We start from the raw sequence: 20,749 nt of genomic DNA on the forward strand, positions 1-20,749 counted from the left end.
GTTAAAGGTGCTGTACTTATAGTAGATGGACAAAAAGGTATTGATGTTGGTACGGAACAAGTATTAGCAGATTTATCAGAAAGAAATATTCCAACATTAATCTTTGTTAATAAAATGGATAAAGAGAATGTAAAGCATGAAGAATTAATTGCTAAGTTGAAAGAAGTAATTGGTCTACAAGCTGTACCGTTCTTATACCCAATAGTTAAAGATGGAGACTTCAATGGTTATGTAAATTTAGTTGATATGAATTCTAGAGTATTAGAAGGAGATAAGATTGTTGAAAAACCTATCCCTGAAGATATGGTAGACATGGTTGCTGAAATGAGAGATAACATTGTTGAATCTGTAGCAATGAGTAGTGAAGAATTGTTAGAGAAACATTTTGGTGGAGAAGAATTATCATATAATGAAGTTTGTGGTGGATTACGTGATGGTGTATTAAGTGGAGACTTAAAACCAATCGTATTTGGATCACTTAAGAAAGATATCGGTGTTCGTGACATTATGCATATGTTAGCAATGTTTATGCCGGCACCTAATGATTTAAAACCAGTAGAAGCATCAGATCCTAAAACTGGTGAAGCAGTGGAACGTTTAACTAAAAACGGTGAGCCATTTAGTGGATACATCTTTAAAACAATTATTGATCCATTTATTGGACAAATGAGTTTTGTTAAGATTTTTAGTGGACAATTAACTGGTGGACAAAAAGTAGTTATTGGAGATTCAGATAAGGAAATCAAAGTGAATACAGTGAACTTATTAAGAGGACATGATCAAATCGATGTAGACATCTTAAATAGTGGTGACGTTGGTGTTATTACAAAAACAGATGAAATCTATACTGGTTGTACAATATCAGATCCTAAGAATCCTGTTGTACTTAAAGGTGCTCCAATTCCGAAACCTACCATTTATGTTGCAGTACATCCAAAAGACAAAAAAGGGGAAGATAAAATATCTTCTGCATTAAAGAAATTAACAATTGAAGATCCTTCATTTGAATATAAACGTAATCGTGAAACTGCGCAATTATTAATTGGTGGTCAAGGGATGCAACACATTAATATCATTTTAGAAAAACTGAAGAATCAATTTAAAGTTGATGTTGATATATTCGAAACTAAAATCGTATATAGAGAGACAATAAAAGCTAAAGTTGAAGCTGAAGGTAGACATAAGAAACAATCAGGTGGTTCAGGACAATTTGGTGTTGTTAAGATAAGATTCCAACCATTGAATCCGAACGAGTCAGAATTTGAATTTTCAGAGGAAATTCATGGAGGTAGTGTTCCTAGAAACTACTGGCCTGCAGTAGAAAAAGGATTAATTGATACTTTCCAAGAAGGACCATTAGCTGGGTTCCCAGTTATAGGAATCAAAGCAGTTTTATATGATGGTGGATACCATGATGTAGATAGTAATGAACTTTCATTTAAACTAGCTGCTAGATTGGCATTCAAAAATGCATTAGAGAATGCAAAACCAACATTATTAGAACCTATCATGAAACTAGAAATCGTTGTTAAAGACGACTATGTAGGAGATGTAATGGGTGATATTAATAAACGTCGTGGTCAAGTAGCGGGTATGGACCCACTTGCTGGTGGACGTCAAAGAATAATCGCAGAAGTTCCAGAAGCTGAAATAGTTTCATATACATTGGATCTACAAGCTATGACTCAGGGAACAGGATCATTCCAACTTGAGTTTGTACGTTATGATGAAGTACCTAGAGCTATGCAAGAAAAACTAATACTAGAATTAAATAGAGATAAAGAAGAATAAAAATTATAAAAAAGACAATCCTTGATTGTCTTTTTTTTATAAATTAGGTATAATTTTGATAGTCAAACTATCAAAGGAGATAATTATGAAAAAGAGTAAGATAATAACAATTAGTATTATATTAGCAAGCTTATTATTGAGTATGTTTGTATTGTTCACACCGATTCCAAATAGTGAAGATGAGTCTGTATTCAATACAAAAATAGCGATTGAACATATCGCAGAAATCTCAAGAGATTCACATAGTGTATTTGATCCTGTTGCACATGAGGACGTTAGATTGTATTTAAAAGAGCAGTTAGAAGAGTATGTAGGTGCATCTAATGTAACTGAATATCATTACGATAGTAGTGAGTTTGAAGACAGTGATGGGAATCCTATTGAATACGATATAGATAACTTACTTGCGGTTATTCCTGGTAACAGCGATACTGCGATATTGATTGTAGCTCACTATGATAGTAGAGGGCATATTGGTAGAACCGGAGAACTAGGGAATAGTTATGGAGCTGCTGATGATGGATATGGATTAGCTGTTTTATTAGAAATTGCCAGATTATATGGTGATAGAGATTTAGAAAACACAATATATATATTAATGACAGATGGAGAAGAGACTGGTTTGTTTGGAGCAAGCAAAGCAGCCGAAGAACCATTTATGGATAATGTAGGGTTTGTTATAAACATAGAAGCAAGGGGTGTAAAAGGACCTGCTTATATGTTTGAAACATCTGTGAATAATGACAAAGTAATTGATTTCTATAAGAACGCAGATTTAGAAGTTAGTTATAGTTTAGCAACTGCGGTCTATACTGTAATGCCAAATAGTACAGACTTTACTGAGTTTTTAGCTGTTGATAAGCAAGGTGTAAACTTTGCGGTATTGAATGGGTTGTTTAATTATCATACACCGTATGATAATCTAACGTATATCAACCCTTCAAGCATTGAACATTATGGTGTTCAAATTATTCCAATGATAGAAGAATTTACAACAAACGAAATATACAGCGATGTAGAATACTTTGTTGGAGATAGTAATCAAGTGTTCTTCACGTTCTTACCAGGTATCTTTATTTCTTATGGTGAAGGGTTTGGGACTGTTTTACATATCTTATTCTTTGTTGTTTTATTAGTATTTATGGGGTTTGTTGTTTACAAGAAACAAACGACAATTACTCATATATTAAAAGCACTTGGAATCAGTTTTGGATTAATTGTAGTAGCGGTTATCGATGGAAGTATCGTTGCAAGAATAATAGCATTTATCAGCAAAGTACCTTATAATCTTACCTATGTAAGAACTAGTATCGGAGATATTCCATCATTATTAACACTTGTTTGTTTATTTCTTGGGTCTTTATACTTATACAATAGTTTTGTGAAAAGTAAAGAAATGAAGATTGCCCTTATCGGAGTTGGAGCATTTATCAACTTACTACTAGCAGTTGTAACAGGACTTGTGTTAAGTGGTGCAAGCTTCTTATTCTTGATTCCTGGATTTAGTGGAATTATATTGGTTGCTATGATGACTGCTTGCAGATCAAATAAAGTTAAAAAAGTATTGGTAGGTATCATAATATTTATTAATATATTGATTATAACTCCAATATTATATAGTTTATATCTGGCGTTAACAATAGGTGGTTTACTGGCACTGGGTGCTATCTTAGTATTCTATATATTTGTACTCGTTCCAGCAATTACAATATCAAATGAATAAAACCCAATTTTGGGTTTTATTTTTTTTAGTTGTTTAGTATAATGTTTATTAAGGAAGTGATGCATCATGGATTTTTTCAGAAAGTTTTTGTTTGATGGATTTCAAAGTGGAGATTATACATATGGCACAGTCCATATCTTTTCAATAGTATTTCTTATGAGTTTGGTAGTGATTAGTATTGTTTTATTAAGAGGGAAAGATAAAGCTCTGATTAATAGAATAATGAAAGGACTTGCTATATTTACGTTGTTTGTTTATATTACTAGACACTTTGTAAATTCGATAGAAGATGGAAAGTATTTATATAATTTTTGGCCATTCTATATATGTAGTTTGAATACTGTGTTTTTGTGTATCTGGATTATATTTGATTTTAAGTTTATGAAAGATTTCTTTATCATCACTGGAATGTTTGGTGCGATATTAATGTTTGTTGTACCAGATGGAATTTTTGTGGATAGATATATGACAATAAATATATTTGATAGTTTAATTTCACATTTTACAATCTTCTATATTCCATTGGTTCTGTTATCTACACGAACGTACGAACTAGACATAAAGAAATCATGGCAAGTATTATTAGGGTTAGGAATCACGGTATTTAACGTTGAAGTATTACAACGAGTTTTATTTAATAGAAGTGAAGATTTTCTGTTTTTAAGAGGTACATTGCCGTTTACGATTGAGGGAGTACCGCAGTATTTAATTATGGTGATATCGATTGTAATCGTTGTATATATTGTATATTTCTTGAACTACTTACTATGTGGTAAGTTAGAGCAGTTAAGAGAGGATTTAAAATTAAATTAACCTTTTTAAAAGGTTTTTTTAATCCAGTTTTAATAATGATTTACATGTGTTATAATACAAATGAAAATGAAGAAATAGGTGATTTAGTATGAAAAAAGGAAATTTAATATATGGACAATCAGGTGGTCCATCTGCAGTAATTAACGCAAGTGCTTACGGAGTTATAAAAGAAGCAATTCTAAATACAGATGTGGAACAAGTAATTGTGATGAGCCACGGTATAGAAGGTGCGTTAGAGGAAGAGTTTCACACATTAGAAGACTATGTTGATCAATTAGAGTTATTACCAAATACACCAGCATCAGCATTTGGTAGTTGTCGTTATAAATTAAAAGATGAGGATTTAGCTCCACTTGTTGAAATATTCAAGAAAAATAACATAAGATATTTCTTATATAACGGTGGAAATGATTCTATGGATACTTGTGTTAGAGTAAATGATTACTGTAAAGAAGTTGGATACGAGTTATACGCAATTGGAATTCCTAAAACAGTTGATAATGATTTACCATTCACAGATCATACTCCTGGATTTAGTAGTGCTGCAAAATATATCATAAATACAATAATGCAAATTAAACTTGATTCTCAAGTATATAAAAAGGGTAAAGTTACAATCGTTGAAATTATGGGAAGACATGCTGGTTGGTTAACAGCTAGTGCAAGTGTTGCTACAAAAGAAGGTAGTGGACCGGACCTTATTTATTTACCAGAAAGAAACATAGATATTGATACATTCATTAAAGAAGTTGATGAAGTATATTCAAGACAAAATAACTGTTTAATCGCAGTGAGTGAAGGTGTCAAAGATATGAGTGGAAACTTCATTGGTATGATGAATCAGAAGAAAGATGCATTTGGCCATACACAACTTGGTGGAGTTGCAATAACTTTGGGTAGTATCATTGAAGAAAAATTAGGACTTAAATATAGAGCTGTAGAATTAAGTACTGTTCAAAGATCTGCTTCATTTATGAGATCTAAAACAGATGTGTTAGAAGCTATCGAAGTTGGACGTGAAGCAGTACGACGAGTTACTAGTAAAGAAACAGGTAGAATGGTTGTTATTAAGCGTATAAGCAATGAACCATACTTAGTAGAATACGACACTCATGATGTTCGTGAAATCGCGAATTTAGAGCAAATTATTCCTGATTCTATGATCGGGGAAGATAACGTTACAATGACTCAAGAATTCTTTGATTATATCTATCCATTAATCGATGGAGGGTACAAACAACATTATTCTAGAGGTACTCAAGATTTCTTCCAAATTAATAAAGATAAAAAGACAGTCTAAACTGTTTTTTTTTTGGTATAATATATAGTGATATGGAGATGATATTATGATTTTTACTGTTTCATCCAAAAAAGAGTTAAATGATTTTGTCTATTTCGTTAAGAAACTGTATAAAGATAACGCACATTATGTGTACCCTATTTTCTTTATGCAGAAGAAAGAATTAAGTGAATTGGTTTTAAAAGAAAAAACATACAAGGCAATACTGTATAAGAAAAACAATAAAGTATTAGGACGATTGTTGTACACTGTGGATTACTCTAAAAAGCAAGAAAAGGATATTTGCTATTTCAGTCATTTTGAGTGTGTCAATGATCCGTATGTATCTAATGCATTGTTCTCTAAAATGGAAGAGGATATGAAAGAGTGGAATGTTAGCTATAGTGAAGGCTCTTTTACACCGTATGATCCAGATACTAGACGAGGAATTATGATAAAAGGATTTAATAGTGATCCTTCTATTTTTACAAGTTATAATTTTGAGTATTATAATGACCTAATTAATACATATGGGTTCAAGAAAGCAATTGATACAGTGTTGTTGAATGCACTTGTAAATAAAGATTCTAAGAAAAAGCTTAAAACTTTTTCTAAGTTTTTCATGAGATCTCACGATGTACTTGTTGAAAGTATAGATATGAAAAATTTAGAGAATGATTTAAAAGATGTTAAATCGATATTAGATATCGCAACAAATGAGATTGTATATCAGGATGCACCATCATATGAATTGATTGAAAATGCTGCAAGGCAGATGAAATCTTTTATTAATCCTGATTTTGTTAAAATAGCACGTGAACCAGAAACAATGAGGCCAATTGGATTTTGTTTGGTTCTTCCAGATTTTAATCAGGTCTTTAAAGAAACCAGAGGAAAACTGCGTCCATTTAAAATGATGAGATTGAAAAAATCTATCACAAGAGCACGCGGGATGATGCAGTATGTTATTCCCGAATACCAAAGTACTGGTTTGATTGCTCATATGTTTAAAGTGATTTACGATGAATTTGAGAAGCATGGAATAACTACATTCGAAGCTGGTACGATGATGGAAGATAATCCTAATCCGATTAATCTATTCAAGAAGTTCGGTGGAGACATTATTAAGATATATCGTTTATACGGGAAGGACTTGGGACAATGATAATAATTATACTTCAAGGAATTGCTGTGTTCTTAGTACCGTTTATGATTATTAAGTATTCTAAATTTGTATTAACTAGATTTATAGGAACAATAGGGATGGCGTATTTATTAGGGATAATAGCAGCACTGATTATTTATCTTTTAAATAATCTTGGTGTATCGATTACTCTTAATGCCGATGTTGGACAAATCAGTAGTTTTGTCACAATATCTATCGCAATTCCTTTATTATTGTTTTCAGCTAACTTAAAGGAAGTTAAGAAATTAAGTAATACTGTCCTGAAATCATTTCTATCTTTAGCTGTATCGGCTGTTGTAGTAACGGCTTTGGTATTTTATGTATATGGGAAACAAATGGAATTTGGAGCAGAATTAAGTGGTATGGCAATCGGATTATATACAGGAGGAACACCGAATTTAAATGCAATTGGTAATATCTTTAGTTTACCAACAACTATTATCGCAACTGCAAATGTAAGTGATATGATTATTGGAGCTGTATTTTATATTTTTTTATTGTTAGCAAGTAAACCGTTACTTAATAAATTTTTACCTTATAAAGAGGAAACATATTTAAAAGAGGATTCTGATATTAAAAATATTGACGATGTAGAAGTTGCATCGTTTAGAATACATAAAAAATTAGTGAGTAGTACATTAATTGCATTTGGAATGGCAATTGTATCTGCGGTTGTTGGTTTGGTAGTTTGGATTCTACTAGGCAGCAAAGATGGAACGATGTTTGATATACTTGTTCCAACATTAATGATAGGTGTTACTGTCTTTGGGATTATCGGTTCATTCAATAAAAAGATCAGAGAAACAAAAGGAATGAATGTGGTTGGACAATACTTTATTTTAGTGTTTAGTTTTGCGCTTGCTTCAAGTATCGATTTTTCAGAGTTACAAGGAGCGTTCAGTGATATATTAATATTATATGGAGTTATAACTATTTTAGTGTTTATACTTCATGTATTGATCAGTAAAGCATTGAAAATAAATGCTGATTGTACAATCGTAACATTAACAGCAGGATTATATGGTCCTGCCTTCGTACCAGCAATAACAAATCAGATAAAGAATGACAACTTAACAGTACCTGGATTAATAACAGGTGCAGTTGGTTACGCAATAGGAACAATACTAGGGGTATTACTAGCATTGCTTTTCTTAGTATAGGGGTGATTAGATGACAATACTTAATCAATCGGCAAAGATAGAAAAAATGTTTGAATCCATTAAAGGAGTTTGGTGGGTTAAAAAAGAAGCTGGAGAATATAATGTTTATTTGAATGATGATTCTTCTTATATTTATGGTGCAACTGCTGAAAAACTTGGAAGTGATCATATTTATGGTGAATCATGGATGGAAACATATAATAAACTGTCTAGTCAGAATCACGATTACAAGGAAACGTTGGATAAAAACAAAAGCCAGTTTATGGATGTTTTGAATGGAACAATTAAAAAGGCTTCTTATAGAGGGCCGTGGCTTGATGATAATGGGAGAATAATTTTCTTAGAACACCAAGTATTCTGCATTGAATCTGATACAGATGGTTCATCGAGGATTGTAGTTGGTCTAACGATAAATGACTCTGAAAAAGCAAATGTTAAATCACTGTATTCAGATTTGGAAGAATTAACTAAACATCTTCAACTCGCAAATGAACACGCAGTTGACTTAGCTAATTTACTTGTTTGGACAATTGATTATGACAAAGTAAAAGATGGTAGTCTATTTTTGTGTAACAAGCAATATCAAACAGTGTTAGGTCTTGAAAATGATGAGTATGGATTTGTAAGATTTAGTGATTTTATTAAATCTCAGTACCCAGATGAACACGGGGAAACTTCAATGAAGTTTCTATTAGAGGAGTTTGATAAAACACAAGACAATAAACAAGATGAATTCTTGAAAATTGTAGTGAAACATCAAAACCTTATTACTAATGAAGTCGTCTACCTAGAGCACTACACAAGAGTAGAAGAACGTTATATTGATGGACGATTGAAACGAATTGGTGGTTACATTGTTGATATTACTGAAAGAGTTAGCATGGAAGAAACTAATAGATTACTTAACGAAGAAAATTCAAGGTTATTATCGGCGAATAAACTTGCTGTAAAATCTGGTAAAGTAATGATATGGTATATCAATTATGAAACAATGGAACATGGTACTGGATATGGAAACGCTCTATTGTTTGAAAAACTTGGTATCGAAGCAACGAATAAGCACTTCTTTAAAATCAGTGATTTTCAAGGAACTGTAGTTACCGATGATGAAGAGGGGGTTGAGTTAGCCAAAGTGTATCTTGAGAAACAAGACTTAGTAAGAGCGAACAAACTTCAAACATTTGATCATGTGCTTGTTAAGCATAGAAACAAGAAGACAAAGGAGATATTCTATTTAGAACATAGTTTTGAGTCTGAAAAAAGAGATGACTCAGGTCTTTTAAACATCCGAGGTGGATTCATGATGGATGTGACTGCGGAGACGTTATCTAAAAAGAAAATCGAATATCTTTTATATCACGATGTTATTACGGGGCTTTATAACAGACACGCATTTGAAGAATATAATCAAAAAGATAAATTACCAAAAGAATACTCATTGATACTTTCAGATATTGATGGCCTTAAGTTTATCAATGATGCATTCGGACATATGCAAGGTGATTCAGCGATTATGGAATTTGGACATTTATTACACACTTCATTTGAAAAGGATAAATGTTTCAGAATTGGTGGAGATGAGTTTGCTGTTATAACGAAAAACATAGATGAAAAAGCGTTATATGAAAAACTTGAACATATCAAAAAGCAATTAAGTGAAAAAAGGGACAATACATTTGTATTCAATTTCTCGTATGGGTTTGGAAGCAATGATTCAGGAGAAAATAGTTTCAACGAAGTGTTTCGATTCGCTGAAAATATAATGTATCGTAGAAAGCTAAGTGAAAGAAATAGTAGAAAGAGTAAAACATTAGAAACGGTGCTTGAAACGTTGAATGTTAAAACTGAGGAAACAAAAGATCACTGTGATAGATTAAGTAGTTTAGCTGTAGAGACAATGAAATCACTTGGATATATTAGACTGTACGAACATGATGATATGAAACTATTATGTAGAGTTCATGATGTTGGTAAAATTACCATTAGTGAGGAAATCTTATCCGCACCTAGATCTTTAACCAAAGATGAGTACATAAAAATCCAATCTCATAGTGAGGCTGGATATAAAATAGTGAGAAACATTGTAGATAGTGATAAAATTGCTGAAGGTGTTTTATATCATCATGAACGTTATGATGGACATGGGTATCCGTTTGGCTTAGCTGGAGAAGATATACCTCTTTATGCTAGGTTACTTTGTGTCGTAGATGCATATGATGTAATGGTTACTGGTAGAAGTTATAAAGATGCAATCAGTATTGATGATGCAGTTGTTGAGCTTAGAAGTTGTTCTGGTACACAATTTGATCCTATTATAGTAGAAAAGTTTATTGAAGTAATAAAAAAAGGTTCCTAAGAACCTTTTTTTTATGGCGTAATTAATATCTCGTTGTCTGTATCGAAATTATCATATGTTTCATTTTGTAATCGTAATTCTATTTCAACAACATCTCTTAATAGATATTGTGTTATTTCAATGTCTGTCCCATCTAAGAATGGATTTGATGTTTTATCGAATACATAATCATTTGTAGCTACTTTATAGTATAAGTCATTATCAAATACAGTAATATCAGTTGCGTATGCCATTCCGCCATATTGGATTAAATGGTTAACAACATCTCCTTTTAATGTAACTGTTTTTATTTGATTATCAAATGGCCAAATCTCATAAAGTGTAGCGATTGTTATGTCTTTGTTGCTATCAATATTAGTTCTAGTACCACCATAGTTTTGGAACGCTATGTCTGAATCAGTACTATTTATGATAACTTCACAAAGCCATCTTGATAGTTCTGTTTGATTATAGCCTTCAACTGTATGAATCAGTACTTCACTAAATAGTGCATCTGTTTCTTCTTTATAAGCATCTACCAATAACTCTACTCCTGGATCTTCTGTACTGAATAGTGCACTAGAGTATAAACTTAAGTTTTCAACATCATAATCAGTAACACCTGTTTCATCAAAATAGATTCTAACATGACCTAAGGCTTTCCCAGTTGATGATGATTGCATTGCTGGTATTCCAAGAAACTCATGAGCGTAATCACTGTGTGAATGTCCGTTGAATACGGCATCAATACTTTGATTACCTGTTAATGCAGCTAAAGCTTCATTGATACTTCCTGTATCATGACCAACCCATATTACAATTTCACAACCCATTGTAGTTCTTAATTCTTCAGCATATTCTGCGATGATTGGTACTGGATTTCTAAATTCAAATCCTTCAACTTTAGAAGTCGCGATACTGTATTCTAGTCCTTGTCCAATTGTTCCAATTATACCGATTTGAATATCGTATATATCATAAACAACATAAGGAACTGCATTTTCTAATAATGTGTCTGTATCTTTATAAAACACATTAGCCGCTAGTAGAGGAAAATCAGCTTCTCCATTTTCTAAATCACCATCGAAATAGTCGGTAACTGTTTCAACACCCCAGTCGAATTCATGATTACCAAGAACGAATGCATCAAATCCCATTTCATTCATTATTTCAATAGTTGAATAACCATTAAAATAGTTTGATAATGCACTACCTTGAAGCATGTCTCCACCAGATATTACCAATGTGTTATCTGGATATGTTTCTTCATGGTTTTCAATATATGCTGCGATACCACTCATACCTATTCTATCTCCATCTGCTTCAATAGCACCGTGGAAATCATTCATATAAAATATATCAATAAAATCATATTCAACCACAGGTACAACACAGTCTTCGTGATTTGGTGTTACGTCACAATCTATTGGTTCTGGTTCCGGATCTGGATCCTCTGCACAATCAACATGATTTGGATATACAGCACAATCTAATTGTTCTTGTGTTGTCTCTTTTGGAGTACAACCAGATAGTAATAACGTGATACTAAGTAGTAATAATAATATTGTCTTTTTCATTTTATTCACCTTATCTTTTCTATAAATATATTGTAGGGACTATTTGCCTTATTAACAGCTTTATACAAGATTACATTGAAGAACTTTGAGGATAAAGATTGAACAAAAGTAGTAATTTCCTTATCTTCTTTTAAACCTTCTGTGTGCCCTGTATAGACTGTAATAGATATCAGCCCGTTAACTTCTAAAATCTCAAGACCATTTTTGATTGATGAGATTGTTGTAGAATGTGTGGTTGTCACAGTTTTATCAGAACCAGGTAAATACCCCAGGTTATACATGATTACCTTTGGATTGATTGTAACACTATGAAATGATTCATGAGATTCATTTATTAATGTTACGTTATTTATCTGATGTTTGTTTAGTAACAAAGTAGTACTCTCTATAGCACTAGCTTGGATATCGTATGAATAAACATGATTTGCAAGTGTTGCTAAGAACAATGTATCATGGCCATTCCCACAGGTTGCATCAATCACAGAATCATCTTTCCTAATGTAATCCTCAATAATGGAATGTGCAAATGGAATTATTCGTTTTAACATACTACCACCTCAACATAACATTATATCACTTTTTCAGTATTTTTAGTAATTTCTTTTATTTATCAGTTTGCAAGCAAACTAATTGATTATCTTAGATAAATACACTAGAATACAAAGTATATAAAAGGAGTGATATTATGTTTGTAGAATTAAAACCAAGTGAGAGAGTTCAAGACTATTTAAAAGAAGACAAAATTGCGGTAGTTAAATTTGCCACTCAAACATGTCCACCATGTAAAATGCTGAAACCAATCTTTGAAAGAATATCAGAAGAAGATGTTATGGAAGATATTCTATTTATAGCAGCAGATGCAGATGAACATCCTCAAGCATCACATTACGGTGTTGCTTCAGTACCCACATTATTGTTCTTTAAAGGACAAGAAGTTTTAGGACAAAACGTTGGATTTGTACCAGAAAGACCACTTTATGATTTTATCTTGAAACTTGAAAAAGGTGAAGTAAATTAAAAAGTCCCAAACGGGACTTTTTTTTATAGGTTGTAATACATTTCAAATTCAATTGGGTGAGGCATTTTATTTACGTGATAATACTCTTCTCTAATTTTCTTGATATGATTCTTTATAACATTCTCCGTAAATACATTTCCATTTAGTAAGAACTGATAATCTTTTTCAAGTTCGTTAGACGCTTCTAGTAAAGTTGTAGGTAAACTATCTACTTTGATATCTTTATCTTTCAAATCGTATAGGTTGAAGTCAAATGGACCAAACCCTTCTTTTGTTGGATCAATTTTATTAAGTACTCCATCAAATGCAGCCATCATAATTGCAGAATATGCAAAATATGGATTTGCAGTCGCATCCGGACTTCTTAATTCAAAACGCTTTTCATCAGCTTGAATTGTATACCCAGGTATACGGATTACAGCAGATCTATTAGCAGTTGCGAATGCAATTGTAACAGGTGCTTCGAACCCTGGTACCAATCTTTTATATGAGTTTGTTGATGGGTTCGTTAACGCTGTAATTGCTTTAGCATGTTTTAAGATTCCACCAATCATATAAAGGCTTAATTGTGATAGACCAGCATAACCGTTTTCGTCATACATAATATACTCGCCATCTTTTGTTAATTGGATATGTACATGCATCCCATTCCCACATTCATCAACGAATGGTTTGGGCATGAAAGTAACGCTCTTACGATGCTTAAACCCAATCAGGTTCAATAAATTTTTGATTTTTAAAGTACGGTCTCCCATTTCTTTTATTCCAGCAAAATTAACTTCGATTTCTACTTGACCAGGTCCACCATTCTCAGAGTGATGATACTTGATAGGAATGTTCATGTTCTCTGCTTCAATTGCAACTTCTGAACGAAGTTCATAAGAAGCATCCCATGGGGAATCAACATGATATCCTCCATGATGTGGTACAGTGAATCCGATGTTTTTATATGAATCATCACTAGCATTCCAGTTTGCCTGAACACTATCTAATTTAACTTCCATGTGTTGGTTTGTGTTTTTAAATGATACATGATCTAATACAAAGAATTCAAATTCTGGTCCAAGTAAACATGTATCAGCAATATCATTCTTTTTCATATACATTTCAGCTTTTTCAGCTATGTATCTAGGATCATCTTCAAAACGTTCTAATTTGGTCCCTTTGATTACGTAGATATCTGCGATAACCACGATAGTCTTATGGTCTTTATATTTATCGATATAACATGAAGTAACATCTGGAATCATAACCATATCAGACTTTTCAACAGTTAAAAATCCATATGAACTACCATCAAATCCAATTCCTTTAACTAAGATGTCCTCATTAAGTTTTTGACTCGTAATACTTAAACGATGCCATCTACCTTTCATATCGACTACTTTTAAGTCGATTACTTCAACTTTTTCGGTTTTACAATATTGAATCATTTCCTGAATATTTTTAAACATAATATACTCCTTTAATTTAAGATAAAAACGCTTACAGCACATTCATTATACAATAAATAATAAATTTAAAAAAGATTTTTTTTTGCAAATAAAAATACGGCTTTATTAAGCCGTATTATTACTCTAAATCAAAACAACTTCCACCAATAAATTCTCTCAACAATGAATTACAAGGTACAAATTCATCAGGAATATCAGTAAAATATTTCACAAACTTAATTAATCTGTTTGCAGTTATATAATGTTCGTTATCTGACGGTATTTCTGATAACGTAGGTAATGCATATTTTTTTAGTACACATAATTCATACTGAAGTCCTGAATTGTAAACATAATCAGCTTGTTCCTGATTAGGATAAATCCATCTAAATTCTCCCTTACGAACACTTTCCCACATGTTAATTGTACGAAGAGCAGAAGCGTTTCTGAACTTTTTGTCACGAACGATTCTTCTAAGAAGACGAAGGTTCGTTATACTTATAGGATTATGATCATCTAAGTTCATTTGTAATTGTGGACTTATGAAAATCTTGAACTTGTTTTCTTTTGGAATGATTGTTGTTAGTTTTTCATTTAATGCATGAATTCCTTCAATAATGATTGGATTCTCGTTTGATACTTTAAGTTTTCTGTATCCACCACGTGCTTTTGTTGTAAAATCAAAGTGTGGAATATCAACTTCTTTACCTGCGATTAAATCTCTCATATTTTCATTGAATAGTGTAATATCAAGTGTGTTGATATGTTCTAAATCGACATTTCCATTTTCATCATGAGGAATATCTTCTCTATTTAGATAGTAATCATCTAAACTTATTGTTACAGGGTTTAGACCACGTGTCATAAGTTCAATTCTTAATCTATTAGAGAATGTTGTTTTTCCTGAACTTGAAGGTCCAGCAATAGCGATTAATCTAATATCACTATTATTTCTAATTTTTTCACCAATTTCTGTAAGCATTGCATTATGCTTTGCTTCACACATATGTACAAATTCTACAATTGAATTATTTTCAAAATGATTATTTAGTTTTGGAATGTAATCAGCCTTAACGATATCTGCCCATACACTAGCTCTTCTCAAAGTATCTAAATACTTTGGAGCATCTTTGAATAATGGGATTTGCTTGTTACTTTCAGCTCTTGGATATTGGATAATGAATCCAATATCATAAGGCATTAAATTATATTGTTTTAAGTAACCTGTAGATTGCACCATGTAACCATACATATAGTTTTGATATCCATCACATCTGTAGAAATGTACAGTTGCTTCAGGACGATATTGTAGTAAATCTGCTTTGTCTGTGTATCCATGTTTATTATAGAATTTGATTGCGTCTTTCTTAGATTCAGTTATGCGTTCAAATGGCAAGTCTAAGTCTATCAAACGTTTCATTTCTTTTTTGATATTTTCAAGGACATCGTTCATGTTTGTTACATCAAAATTAGTAACATAACAGAAAATACTTCTACTTAAACTATATTTAAATTTAATTTTATATTCTGGATATACATTTTTAAATGCCATAGCGATTAGATATCTTAGTGATTGTTCATATACATGAACAGCTTCTGGATTATCTAACTCTATAAATTCAACTTCTGCAGAATAATGAAATTGGTATGATAGCTCGCGTAAGCGGTTATTAACCTTTGCTACCATGAATTTTTTATCTGTATCATTAGCGATACTTGATAGTGAAATAGGTCCATCTATTTCGATTTTTTTGTTAAAAACTTTTATTGTTTTCATATTATCACCTCTCGTGTAGGACCTTATATTATATCAAAAATGAGGGATAAAAGGAAATAATGTTTTTTGTATTTTTTTGTATCAAAATTAGGCACTATATTATATAATACATTTAGCATAGATTGAGGTGGTATCATGAATAGAAATTTAGCGAGAATTATTATAACTACAGCTGGGCTAATTTGGGGACTTGGTTTCATTGGAAACAAGTATATCTTAGATAGTGGTTGGAGTGACGCACAGTTATTGTTTGTTCGTTTCTTTACAGCAACAATTGTAATCTTTGTAGTTTATTTTAGACGAATACTTAAGACTAATTTGTATACAATTGTGACTGGGTTACTTTTGGGTATATTTCTATATCTTGGTTTCTTTTTTCAAACATGGGGTTTAGATAATACAACACCATCAAATAATGCTCTTGTAACATCGGGATATATTATAATGATGCCTCTTATTGTTTATTTCTTTGAGAAAAGACATATTCAAACAAAAACGATTATCGCAGGTATGATCACGATGCTTGGTATTAGTTTAATCACGGTAGATTTTAAAGAATTAACGATTGCATTTGGAGATGTTCTTACATTTATAGGCGCATTCTTTTATGCAATTCATATATATTTCTTAGGAAAGTTAACAAAAAAAGTAGATTTATTTGTTTTAATGGCGTTTCAGTTAGTAACGTTTAGTGTGATTGCATTTTTTGTATTAATGTTACGTGGTGGTATGCCAAGCGATTTGTTTACAAATTCAGAACAGACTCCATTATTACTATTAGCAATGCTTCTAGGGTTCTTTGGTTCATTCATTGCATTCTTATTTCAAAGTATTGGCCAAAAACACACAAATGAAGCAGAGGCAGCTATACTGATATCTACAGAGTCGGTGTTTGGACCTGTGTTTGCGATTTTGTTTTATAATGATCCTTGGAATATTATGATATTCTTTGGAATTGTTCTTGTGTTCTTAGGTATAGTGTTAAGTGAACTAGATATTGTGAAGTTCAATAAGTGGGTGAAGAAAAGTGACAGTTAGACAGTTTTTATTATTGTTAATTCCCAGTATGTTATGGGGTTCATCTTTTATTTTCTTTAAGGAGTTAAGTCCTGTGTTTGGACCACTGTTGACAAGTGGTGTTAGAATTATGTTTAGTTCTATCTTTATGTTTTTGTTCTTTGCAATCACAAAAAGAGAAATGAATTGGAGAGCGAACATAAAAGTGTTATTTGTTGTTGGTATTTTGAATAGTGCTATTCCGTTTACACTATACGCTTATGCAGCATTGTATATACCTTCAAGTTTAAGTGTAATATTAAATTCTACTAGTCCGATATTTGGGGCTATGTTGGGTGTTTTTATATTAAAAGAAAAGATATCTTTGAATAAGTATATTGGATTATTAGTTGGTTTTGTCGGGGTTGGTATTGTTAGTAGTTTCGTATTTGTAGAACCTGATAAATTGATGATATTCAGTATTATAGCTTGTTTGTTAGCAGCATTCATGTATGGTTTAGCGGGTGTATATGTTAAACAAAAGGGTAATGGACTTGATCCATACACATTAACGTATGGTTCTTTAACATTTGCAGGAATTAGTATGCTTGTGTTATATGTAGTACTAATACCATTTAATATCCATCCTGAAATCGTGAGCTCAAATATTCCTTTTGATATTCTGTTACTTGTGTTATTTGGAATACTTTGTACATCAATTCCTTATATAGTATATTACAAATTGATTATCGAAATCGGACCTGTTAAAGCATTGACTGTGACATACTTAATGCCAATCTTTGGGATTGTTTGGTCGCTGATTTATGGTGAAGAGTTTAGAATCACGATGATTATAGGATTACTAGTAGTATTAGTTGGAATCTATATTTTATCTCTTAAAAAAGAAATTAAGCAATAAAAAAAGCCGTTTATACGGCTTTTACTTTACATTTTATTTTGTTTATTGAGTATGTTATCCATAAGAATCCAATGATTACAAACAGAAGAGCTAGTACTTTCCATAACATGTTACCCGCGGGTAGAATAACTGGGGTGAAGGCAATTCCTACAGATGTGAAGAATGCTACAACACAACCTGTACATCCAAATGTTAGAAGACCAAAGATGAATGTTAGAAACGGTATCGCGTTACTACCTTTTGGCTCGACACTTGTCATACGTTGGTTAATTATGCTGAACCCAACCATTAATGATGAGAGAGTCGCTATAATTACGTTTATTAATATATGAATGGAAACCGTAAAAATCCCAAAGTTTTCTATCATTACACTGTAGTTTGTGTTTCCTTCAAAATCAAGGAATACATACAAACCAAAGAAGAACATAAATAAGAGTATGTACATTATTATGTTGTTTCGCTCTTTTGATTTTTCTAGTATTAAAGTCATCATAGTATTCACCTCATTAATACTATAACAAATTTATTGGGTTTATTGTAGTTGTTTGCTTTAAAAATATTGAATTATTGAAATGATATGTTACAATTTTTGTTAGGTGATTATATGAACTTAAATAAAGAATTAATAAATCAGGATTTGAATCAACTGGGTAGGTTAATTGTTGGCTTTGTCCTTATGAGTATAGGGATTACTTTGAATATTAGATCTGGACTTGGATTGTCTTCTTGGAATATATTTCATGATGGATTAAGTAATGTGTTACCATTCTCATTTGGAGTCGTTATTCAATTGGTAGGTTTGGTTGTTTTGTTGTTTAGTGTAGTGTTGTTAAAAACCAAAGTAGGACCAGGAACATTGTTAAATATTTTACTTGTTGGTTTTGTAATAGATGTTACAAAAGATGTGATAATGTATGCACCAGATACTGTAGTTGTTAGAGGTGTATTCTTGATCATTGGAGTTTTGTTGATGACATTTGGTAGAGCGTTATATATATCCACGTGTCTTGGTCCTGGACCAAGGGATGGGTTATTTGTTGGGTTATCTAGAGTAACCGGGATTGATGTGAAGTATATTAAACCAGCAATTGAGTTTACGGTGTTGGTGATCGGATTTATGTTAGGTGGTATATTCGGATTAGGTACTGTCTTGACAATTTTAATATCAGGGTATCTTGTTCAAATGTTCTTTGGTTATTTTAAGTTTGATCCAAAGAAATCAGTACAGAGAAGTTTTTCACAATATATATTAGAAAAGGACACTAAATAGTGTCCTTTTATTTATATTCGCTCATTAGTTTTAGATAGTAATCTTTGTTTACTTTCATTGCTTCAATTTCTTGAGGTTTTAGCTCTCTGATTATCTTCATTGGGTTTCCAACTACTAATGTATTTTCCGGAACTGTTTTACCAGGTGGAACAACACAACCAGCTCCAACTAGTGCACCTTTTTTTATGATACATCCATCTAATAGGATAGAACCCATTCCAATTAAGCAATCATCTTCAACAGTACATGCATGAATGATGGCATTATGACCTACAGTAACGTTTTTACCAATATGAGTAGGTAAGTTTGTGTTTGTATGAATAACTGCGTTATCCTGGATATTTGTGTATTCATCGATTGTTACTTTGTCCATGTCACCACGGATAGACACATTATACCAAATACTTACGAAGTCTTTCACTTCTACATCACCACTGATGCATGCGTTTTGAAATACTTTCGCTTTTGGACTAATGATTGGAGTGTTACCGTTATGTTCTTCTAGAAACATGATATCACCTACCCTAATATTTCTTTGATAACTCGTTCGAAGTTTCCGTGAGTTACAAGTTCTATTTCTTGGTCTGTGAAATCAAGTTTTTTAAGTTCTGTGATAATATCTTTGGCATTTTCCATTGTTTCTAATCCATCTAGAGTGTTTTTAGTAACCCCTTCATTTAAGTAGTAGCATAAATCAAAACCGAGACCTACATGTTCAACACCTATTACATCTTTTACATGTTGTATATGTTTGGCCATATACGTTATATTTTGGTTTTCTGGTACATCACCAACAAACGGTGGGATTGCACAAATACCGATAACTCCGTTTTTATCTTTTAACTGTTTCAGTTGTTTGTCTGTGTAGTTACGTCTGTGGTTACAAAGTTCTTTGGTGTTACCGTGAGATATAATAACAGGTTTGGTTGTATGTTCTATAATGTCTTTGAATGTATATTTATTAGTGTGTGCTAAATCAATAATCATACCAAGACGTTCCATTTCAGATATAAGTTCAAATCCTTTTTTTGTTAAACCACGTGTGTCATTATCTAAACCATGAGCATATTTATTTGCTTCGTTCCATGTTAAAGATGCATGTCTAACACCTAAGTCATATAATTCATTTAAATGGTTAATATCTTTCAAGTTTTTTAATCCTTCAATTCCGAGAATGACTCCAATCTTATCTTTTGTTAAGGATTGAATCATATCATGATGATTGTAGCAAATTTGGAATATTTCAGAATCGTTCATTTCGATCATAGCTTCTTCAAAGATATCATCAAACGTATTTTTATCTTTGTCTTTTGGATCCGTCCAGTTAACAAAAATACTGTGAGTTACTCCACCTTTGTTGTATAAATCTAGGTGTCTTTTCTTGAATGAATCTTTATTACCTTTTTTGTGTTCTTGCCAGATGTCTGTCAAGATATCACCATGTGCATCAAATATCATAATATCCTCCTTTA

18 protein-coding genes are annotated in these 20,749 nt (G+C 31.9%); 11 read left to right on the forward strand and 7 right to left on the reverse strand.

Annotated elements, in window-relative coordinates; genetic code table 11:
- From AC2LE6_RS02440 to AC2LE6_RS02470, 7 genes are all read left to right on the forward strand, one after another.
- Nucleotides 1-1,791: elongation factor G (locus AC2LE6_RS02440; protein WP_484477654.1), on the forward strand; the 1,791-nt coding region annotated here is incomplete at its 5' end.
- A gap of 85 nt (nt 1,792-1,876) precedes the next feature.
- On the forward strand, nt 1,877-3,514 hold the full coding sequence (locus AC2LE6_RS02445; protein ID WP_484477655.1) for a M28 family peptidase: 1,638 nt from the start codon (nt 1,877-1,879) through the stop codon (nt 3,512-3,514).
- A gap of 66 nt (nt 3,515-3,580) precedes the next feature.
- A complete protein-coding gene (locus AC2LE6_RS02450) occupies nt 3,581-4,327 on the forward strand; it encodes a TMEM164 family acyltransferase (protein WP_484477656.1) in 747 nt (248 codons plus the stop codon).
- Nucleotides 4,328-4,415: 88 nt separating this feature from the next.
- Nucleotides 4,416-5,627 (forward strand): 6-phosphofructokinase, encoded by a 1,212-nt coding sequence (locus AC2LE6_RS02455; protein ID WP_484477657.1) that lies wholly within the window; start codon nt 4,416-4,418, stop codon nt 5,625-5,627.
- A 46-nt stretch (nt 5,628-5,673) separates the two neighbouring features.
- Nucleotides 5,674-6,771, forward strand: coding sequence for a GNAT family N-acetyltransferase (locus AC2LE6_RS02460; protein WP_484477658.1), 1,098 nt, complete (start codon nt 5,674-5,676; stop codon nt 6,769-6,771).
- On the forward strand, nt 6,768-7,952 hold the full coding sequence (locus tag AC2LE6_RS02465) for a DUF819 family protein (protein ID WP_484477659.1): 1,185 nt from the start codon (nt 6,768-6,770) through the stop codon (nt 7,950-7,952). The genes AC2LE6_RS02460 and AC2LE6_RS02465 overlap by 4 nt, the downstream gene beginning before the upstream one ends.
- A gap of 10 nt (nt 7,953-7,962) precedes the next feature.
- On the forward strand, nt 7,963-10,308 hold the full coding sequence (locus AC2LE6_RS02470; RefSeq protein ID WP_484477660.1) for a sensor domain-containing diguanylate cyclase/phosphohydrolase: 2,346 nt from the start codon (nt 7,963-7,965) through the stop codon (nt 10,306-10,308).
- An 11-nt stretch (nt 10,309-10,319) separates the two neighbouring features.
- On the opposite strand, the gene AC2LE6_RS02475 is transcribed toward AC2LE6_RS02470, so the two are convergent.
- Both AC2LE6_RS02475 and mnmM read right to left on the reverse strand, forming a co-directional pair.
- Nucleotides 10,320-11,864, reverse strand: a complete 1,545-nt coding sequence (locus AC2LE6_RS02475) for a bifunctional metallophosphatase/5'-nucleotidase (RefSeq protein ID WP_484477661.1) — start codon at nt 11,862-11,864, stop codon at nt 10,320-10,322.
- 5 nt (nt 11,865-11,869) lie between these two features.
- Nucleotides 11,870-12,412, reverse strand: a complete 543-nt coding sequence (gene mnmM / locus AC2LE6_RS02480; protein WP_484477662.1) for a tRNA 5-(aminomethyl)-2-thiouridylate-methyltransferase MnmM — start codon at nt 12,410-12,412, stop codon at nt 11,870-11,872.
- Nucleotides 12,413-12,549: 137 nt separating this feature from the next.
- On the opposite strand from mnmM, the gene AC2LE6_RS02485 reads away from it, so the two are divergent.
- Entirely contained in the window at nt 12,550-12,882 is a 333-nt protein-coding gene (locus AC2LE6_RS02485) for a thioredoxin family protein (protein ID WP_484477663.1), read from the forward strand.
- 23 nt (nt 12,883-12,905) lie between these two features.
- Here AC2LE6_RS02485 and glnA read toward each other — a convergent pair whose 3' ends face one another.
- On the reverse strand, nt 12,906-14,336 hold the full coding sequence (glnA, locus tag AC2LE6_RS02490; RefSeq protein WP_484477664.1) for a type I glutamate--ammonia ligase: 1,431 nt from the start codon (nt 14,334-14,336) through the stop codon (nt 12,906-12,908).
- 118 nt (nt 14,337-14,454) lie between these two features.
- Nucleotides 14,455-16,092: a uridine kinase family protein gene (locus AC2LE6_RS02495; RefSeq protein WP_484477665.1), complete on the reverse strand. Its 1,638-nt coding sequence runs from the start codon at nt 16,090-16,092 to the stop codon at nt 14,455-14,457.
- Between the two features lie 135 nt (nt 16,093-16,227).
- On the opposite strand from AC2LE6_RS02495, the gene AC2LE6_RS02500 reads away from it, so the two are divergent.
- Both AC2LE6_RS02500 and AC2LE6_RS02505 read left to right on the forward strand, forming a co-directional pair.
- Entirely contained in the window at nt 16,228-17,130 is a 903-nt protein-coding gene (locus tag AC2LE6_RS02500; RefSeq protein WP_484477666.1) for a DMT family transporter, read from the forward strand.
- The gene (locus AC2LE6_RS02505) at nt 17,120-18,007 is read left to right on the forward strand and encodes a DMT family transporter (protein ID WP_484477667.1); all 888 of its coding nucleotides are present in this window, start codon (nt 17,120-17,122) and stop codon (nt 18,005-18,007) included. Before AC2LE6_RS02500 ends, AC2LE6_RS02505 begins: the two co-directional genes overlap by 11 nt.
- A 10-nt stretch (nt 18,008-18,017) precedes the next feature.
- Here AC2LE6_RS02505 and AC2LE6_RS02510 read toward each other — a convergent pair whose 3' ends face one another.
- Complete coding sequence (locus AC2LE6_RS02510) at nt 18,018-18,500, reverse strand: hypothetical protein (RefSeq protein WP_484477668.1); 483 nt, start codon at nt 18,498-18,500, stop codon at nt 18,018-18,020.
- Between the two features lie 111 nt (nt 18,501-18,611).
- On the opposite strand from AC2LE6_RS02510, the gene AC2LE6_RS02515 reads away from it, so the two are divergent.
- Entirely contained in the window at nt 18,612-19,277 is a 666-nt protein-coding gene (locus AC2LE6_RS02515; RefSeq protein WP_484477669.1) for a YczE/YyaS/YitT family protein, read from the forward strand.
- Nucleotides 19,278-19,284: 7 nt separating this feature from the next.
- Here AC2LE6_RS02515 and AC2LE6_RS02520 read toward each other — a convergent pair whose 3' ends face one another.
- Both AC2LE6_RS02520 and AC2LE6_RS02525 read right to left on the reverse strand, forming a co-directional pair.
- Complete coding sequence (locus AC2LE6_RS02520) at nt 19,285-19,788, reverse strand: gamma carbonic anhydrase family protein (protein WP_484477670.1); 504 nt, start codon at nt 19,786-19,788, stop codon at nt 19,285-19,287.
- A gap of 8 nt (nt 19,789-19,796) precedes the next feature.
- Entirely contained in the window at nt 19,797-20,735 is a 939-nt protein-coding gene (locus AC2LE6_RS02525; protein WP_484477671.1) for a dipeptidase, read from the reverse strand.
- Nucleotides 20,736-20,749 lie beyond the last annotated feature (14 nt).

Source organism: Candidatus Izemoplasma sp. (assembly GCF_982632705.1).

What these genes read in the sequence shown, in the direction of transcription:
- AC2LE6_RS02520 (WP_484477670.1), bottom strand. Translation starts at nt 19,788, where the DNA reads ATGTTTCTAGAAGAACATAACGGTAACACTCCAATCATTAGTCCAAAA.
- glnA (WP_484477664.1), bottom strand. Translation starts at nt 14,336, where the DNA reads ATGTTTAAAAATATTCAGGAAATGATTCAATATTGTAAAACCGAAAAA.
- AC2LE6_RS02470 (WP_484477660.1), top strand. Translation starts at nt 7,963, where the DNA reads ATGACAATACTTAATCAATCGGCAAAGATAGAAAAAATGTTTGAATCC.
- AC2LE6_RS02455 (WP_484477657.1), top strand. Translation starts at nt 4,416, where the DNA reads ATGAAAAAAGGAAATTTAATATATGGACAATCAGGTGGTCCATCTGCA.
- AC2LE6_RS02465 (WP_484477659.1), top strand. Translation starts at nt 6,768, where the DNA reads ATGATAATAATTATACTTCAAGGAATTGCTGTGTTCTTAGTACCGTTT.
- AC2LE6_RS02495 (WP_484477665.1), bottom strand. Translation starts at nt 16,092, where the DNA reads ATGAAAACAATAAAAGTTTTTAACAAAAAAATCGAAATAGATGGACCT.
- mnmM (WP_484477662.1), bottom strand. Translation starts at nt 12,412, where the DNA reads ATGTTAAAACGAATAATTCCATTTGCACATTCCATTATTGAGGATTAC.
- AC2LE6_RS02445 (WP_484477655.1), top strand. Translation starts at nt 1,877, where the DNA reads ATGAAAAAGAGTAAGATAATAACAATTAGTATTATATTAGCAAGCTTA.
- AC2LE6_RS02500 (WP_484477666.1), top strand. Translation starts at nt 16,228, where the DNA reads ATGAATAGAAATTTAGCGAGAATTATTATAACTACAGCTGGGCTAATT.
- AC2LE6_RS02460 (WP_484477658.1), top strand. Translation starts at nt 5,674, where the DNA reads ATGATTTTTACTGTTTCATCCAAAAAAGAGTTAAATGATTTTGTCTAT.
- AC2LE6_RS02515 (WP_484477669.1), top strand. Translation starts at nt 18,612, where the DNA reads ATGAACTTAAATAAAGAATTAATAAATCAGGATTTGAATCAACTGGGT.
- AC2LE6_RS02450 (WP_484477656.1), top strand. Translation starts at nt 3,581, where the DNA reads ATGGATTTTTTCAGAAAGTTTTTGTTTGATGGATTTCAAAGTGGAGAT.
- AC2LE6_RS02475 (WP_484477661.1), bottom strand. Translation starts at nt 11,864, where the DNA reads ATGAAAAAGACAATATTATTATTACTACTTAGTATCACGTTATTACTA.
- AC2LE6_RS02510 (WP_484477668.1), bottom strand. Translation starts at nt 18,500, where the DNA reads ATGATGACTTTAATACTAGAAAAATCAAAAGAGCGAAACAACATAATA.
- AC2LE6_RS02525 (WP_484477671.1), bottom strand. Translation starts at nt 20,735, where the DNA reads ATGATATTTGATGCACATGGTGATATCTTGACAGACATCTGGCAAGAA.
- AC2LE6_RS02485 (WP_484477663.1), top strand. Translation starts at nt 12,550, where the DNA reads ATGTTTGTAGAATTAAAACCAAGTGAGAGAGTTCAAGACTATTTAAAA.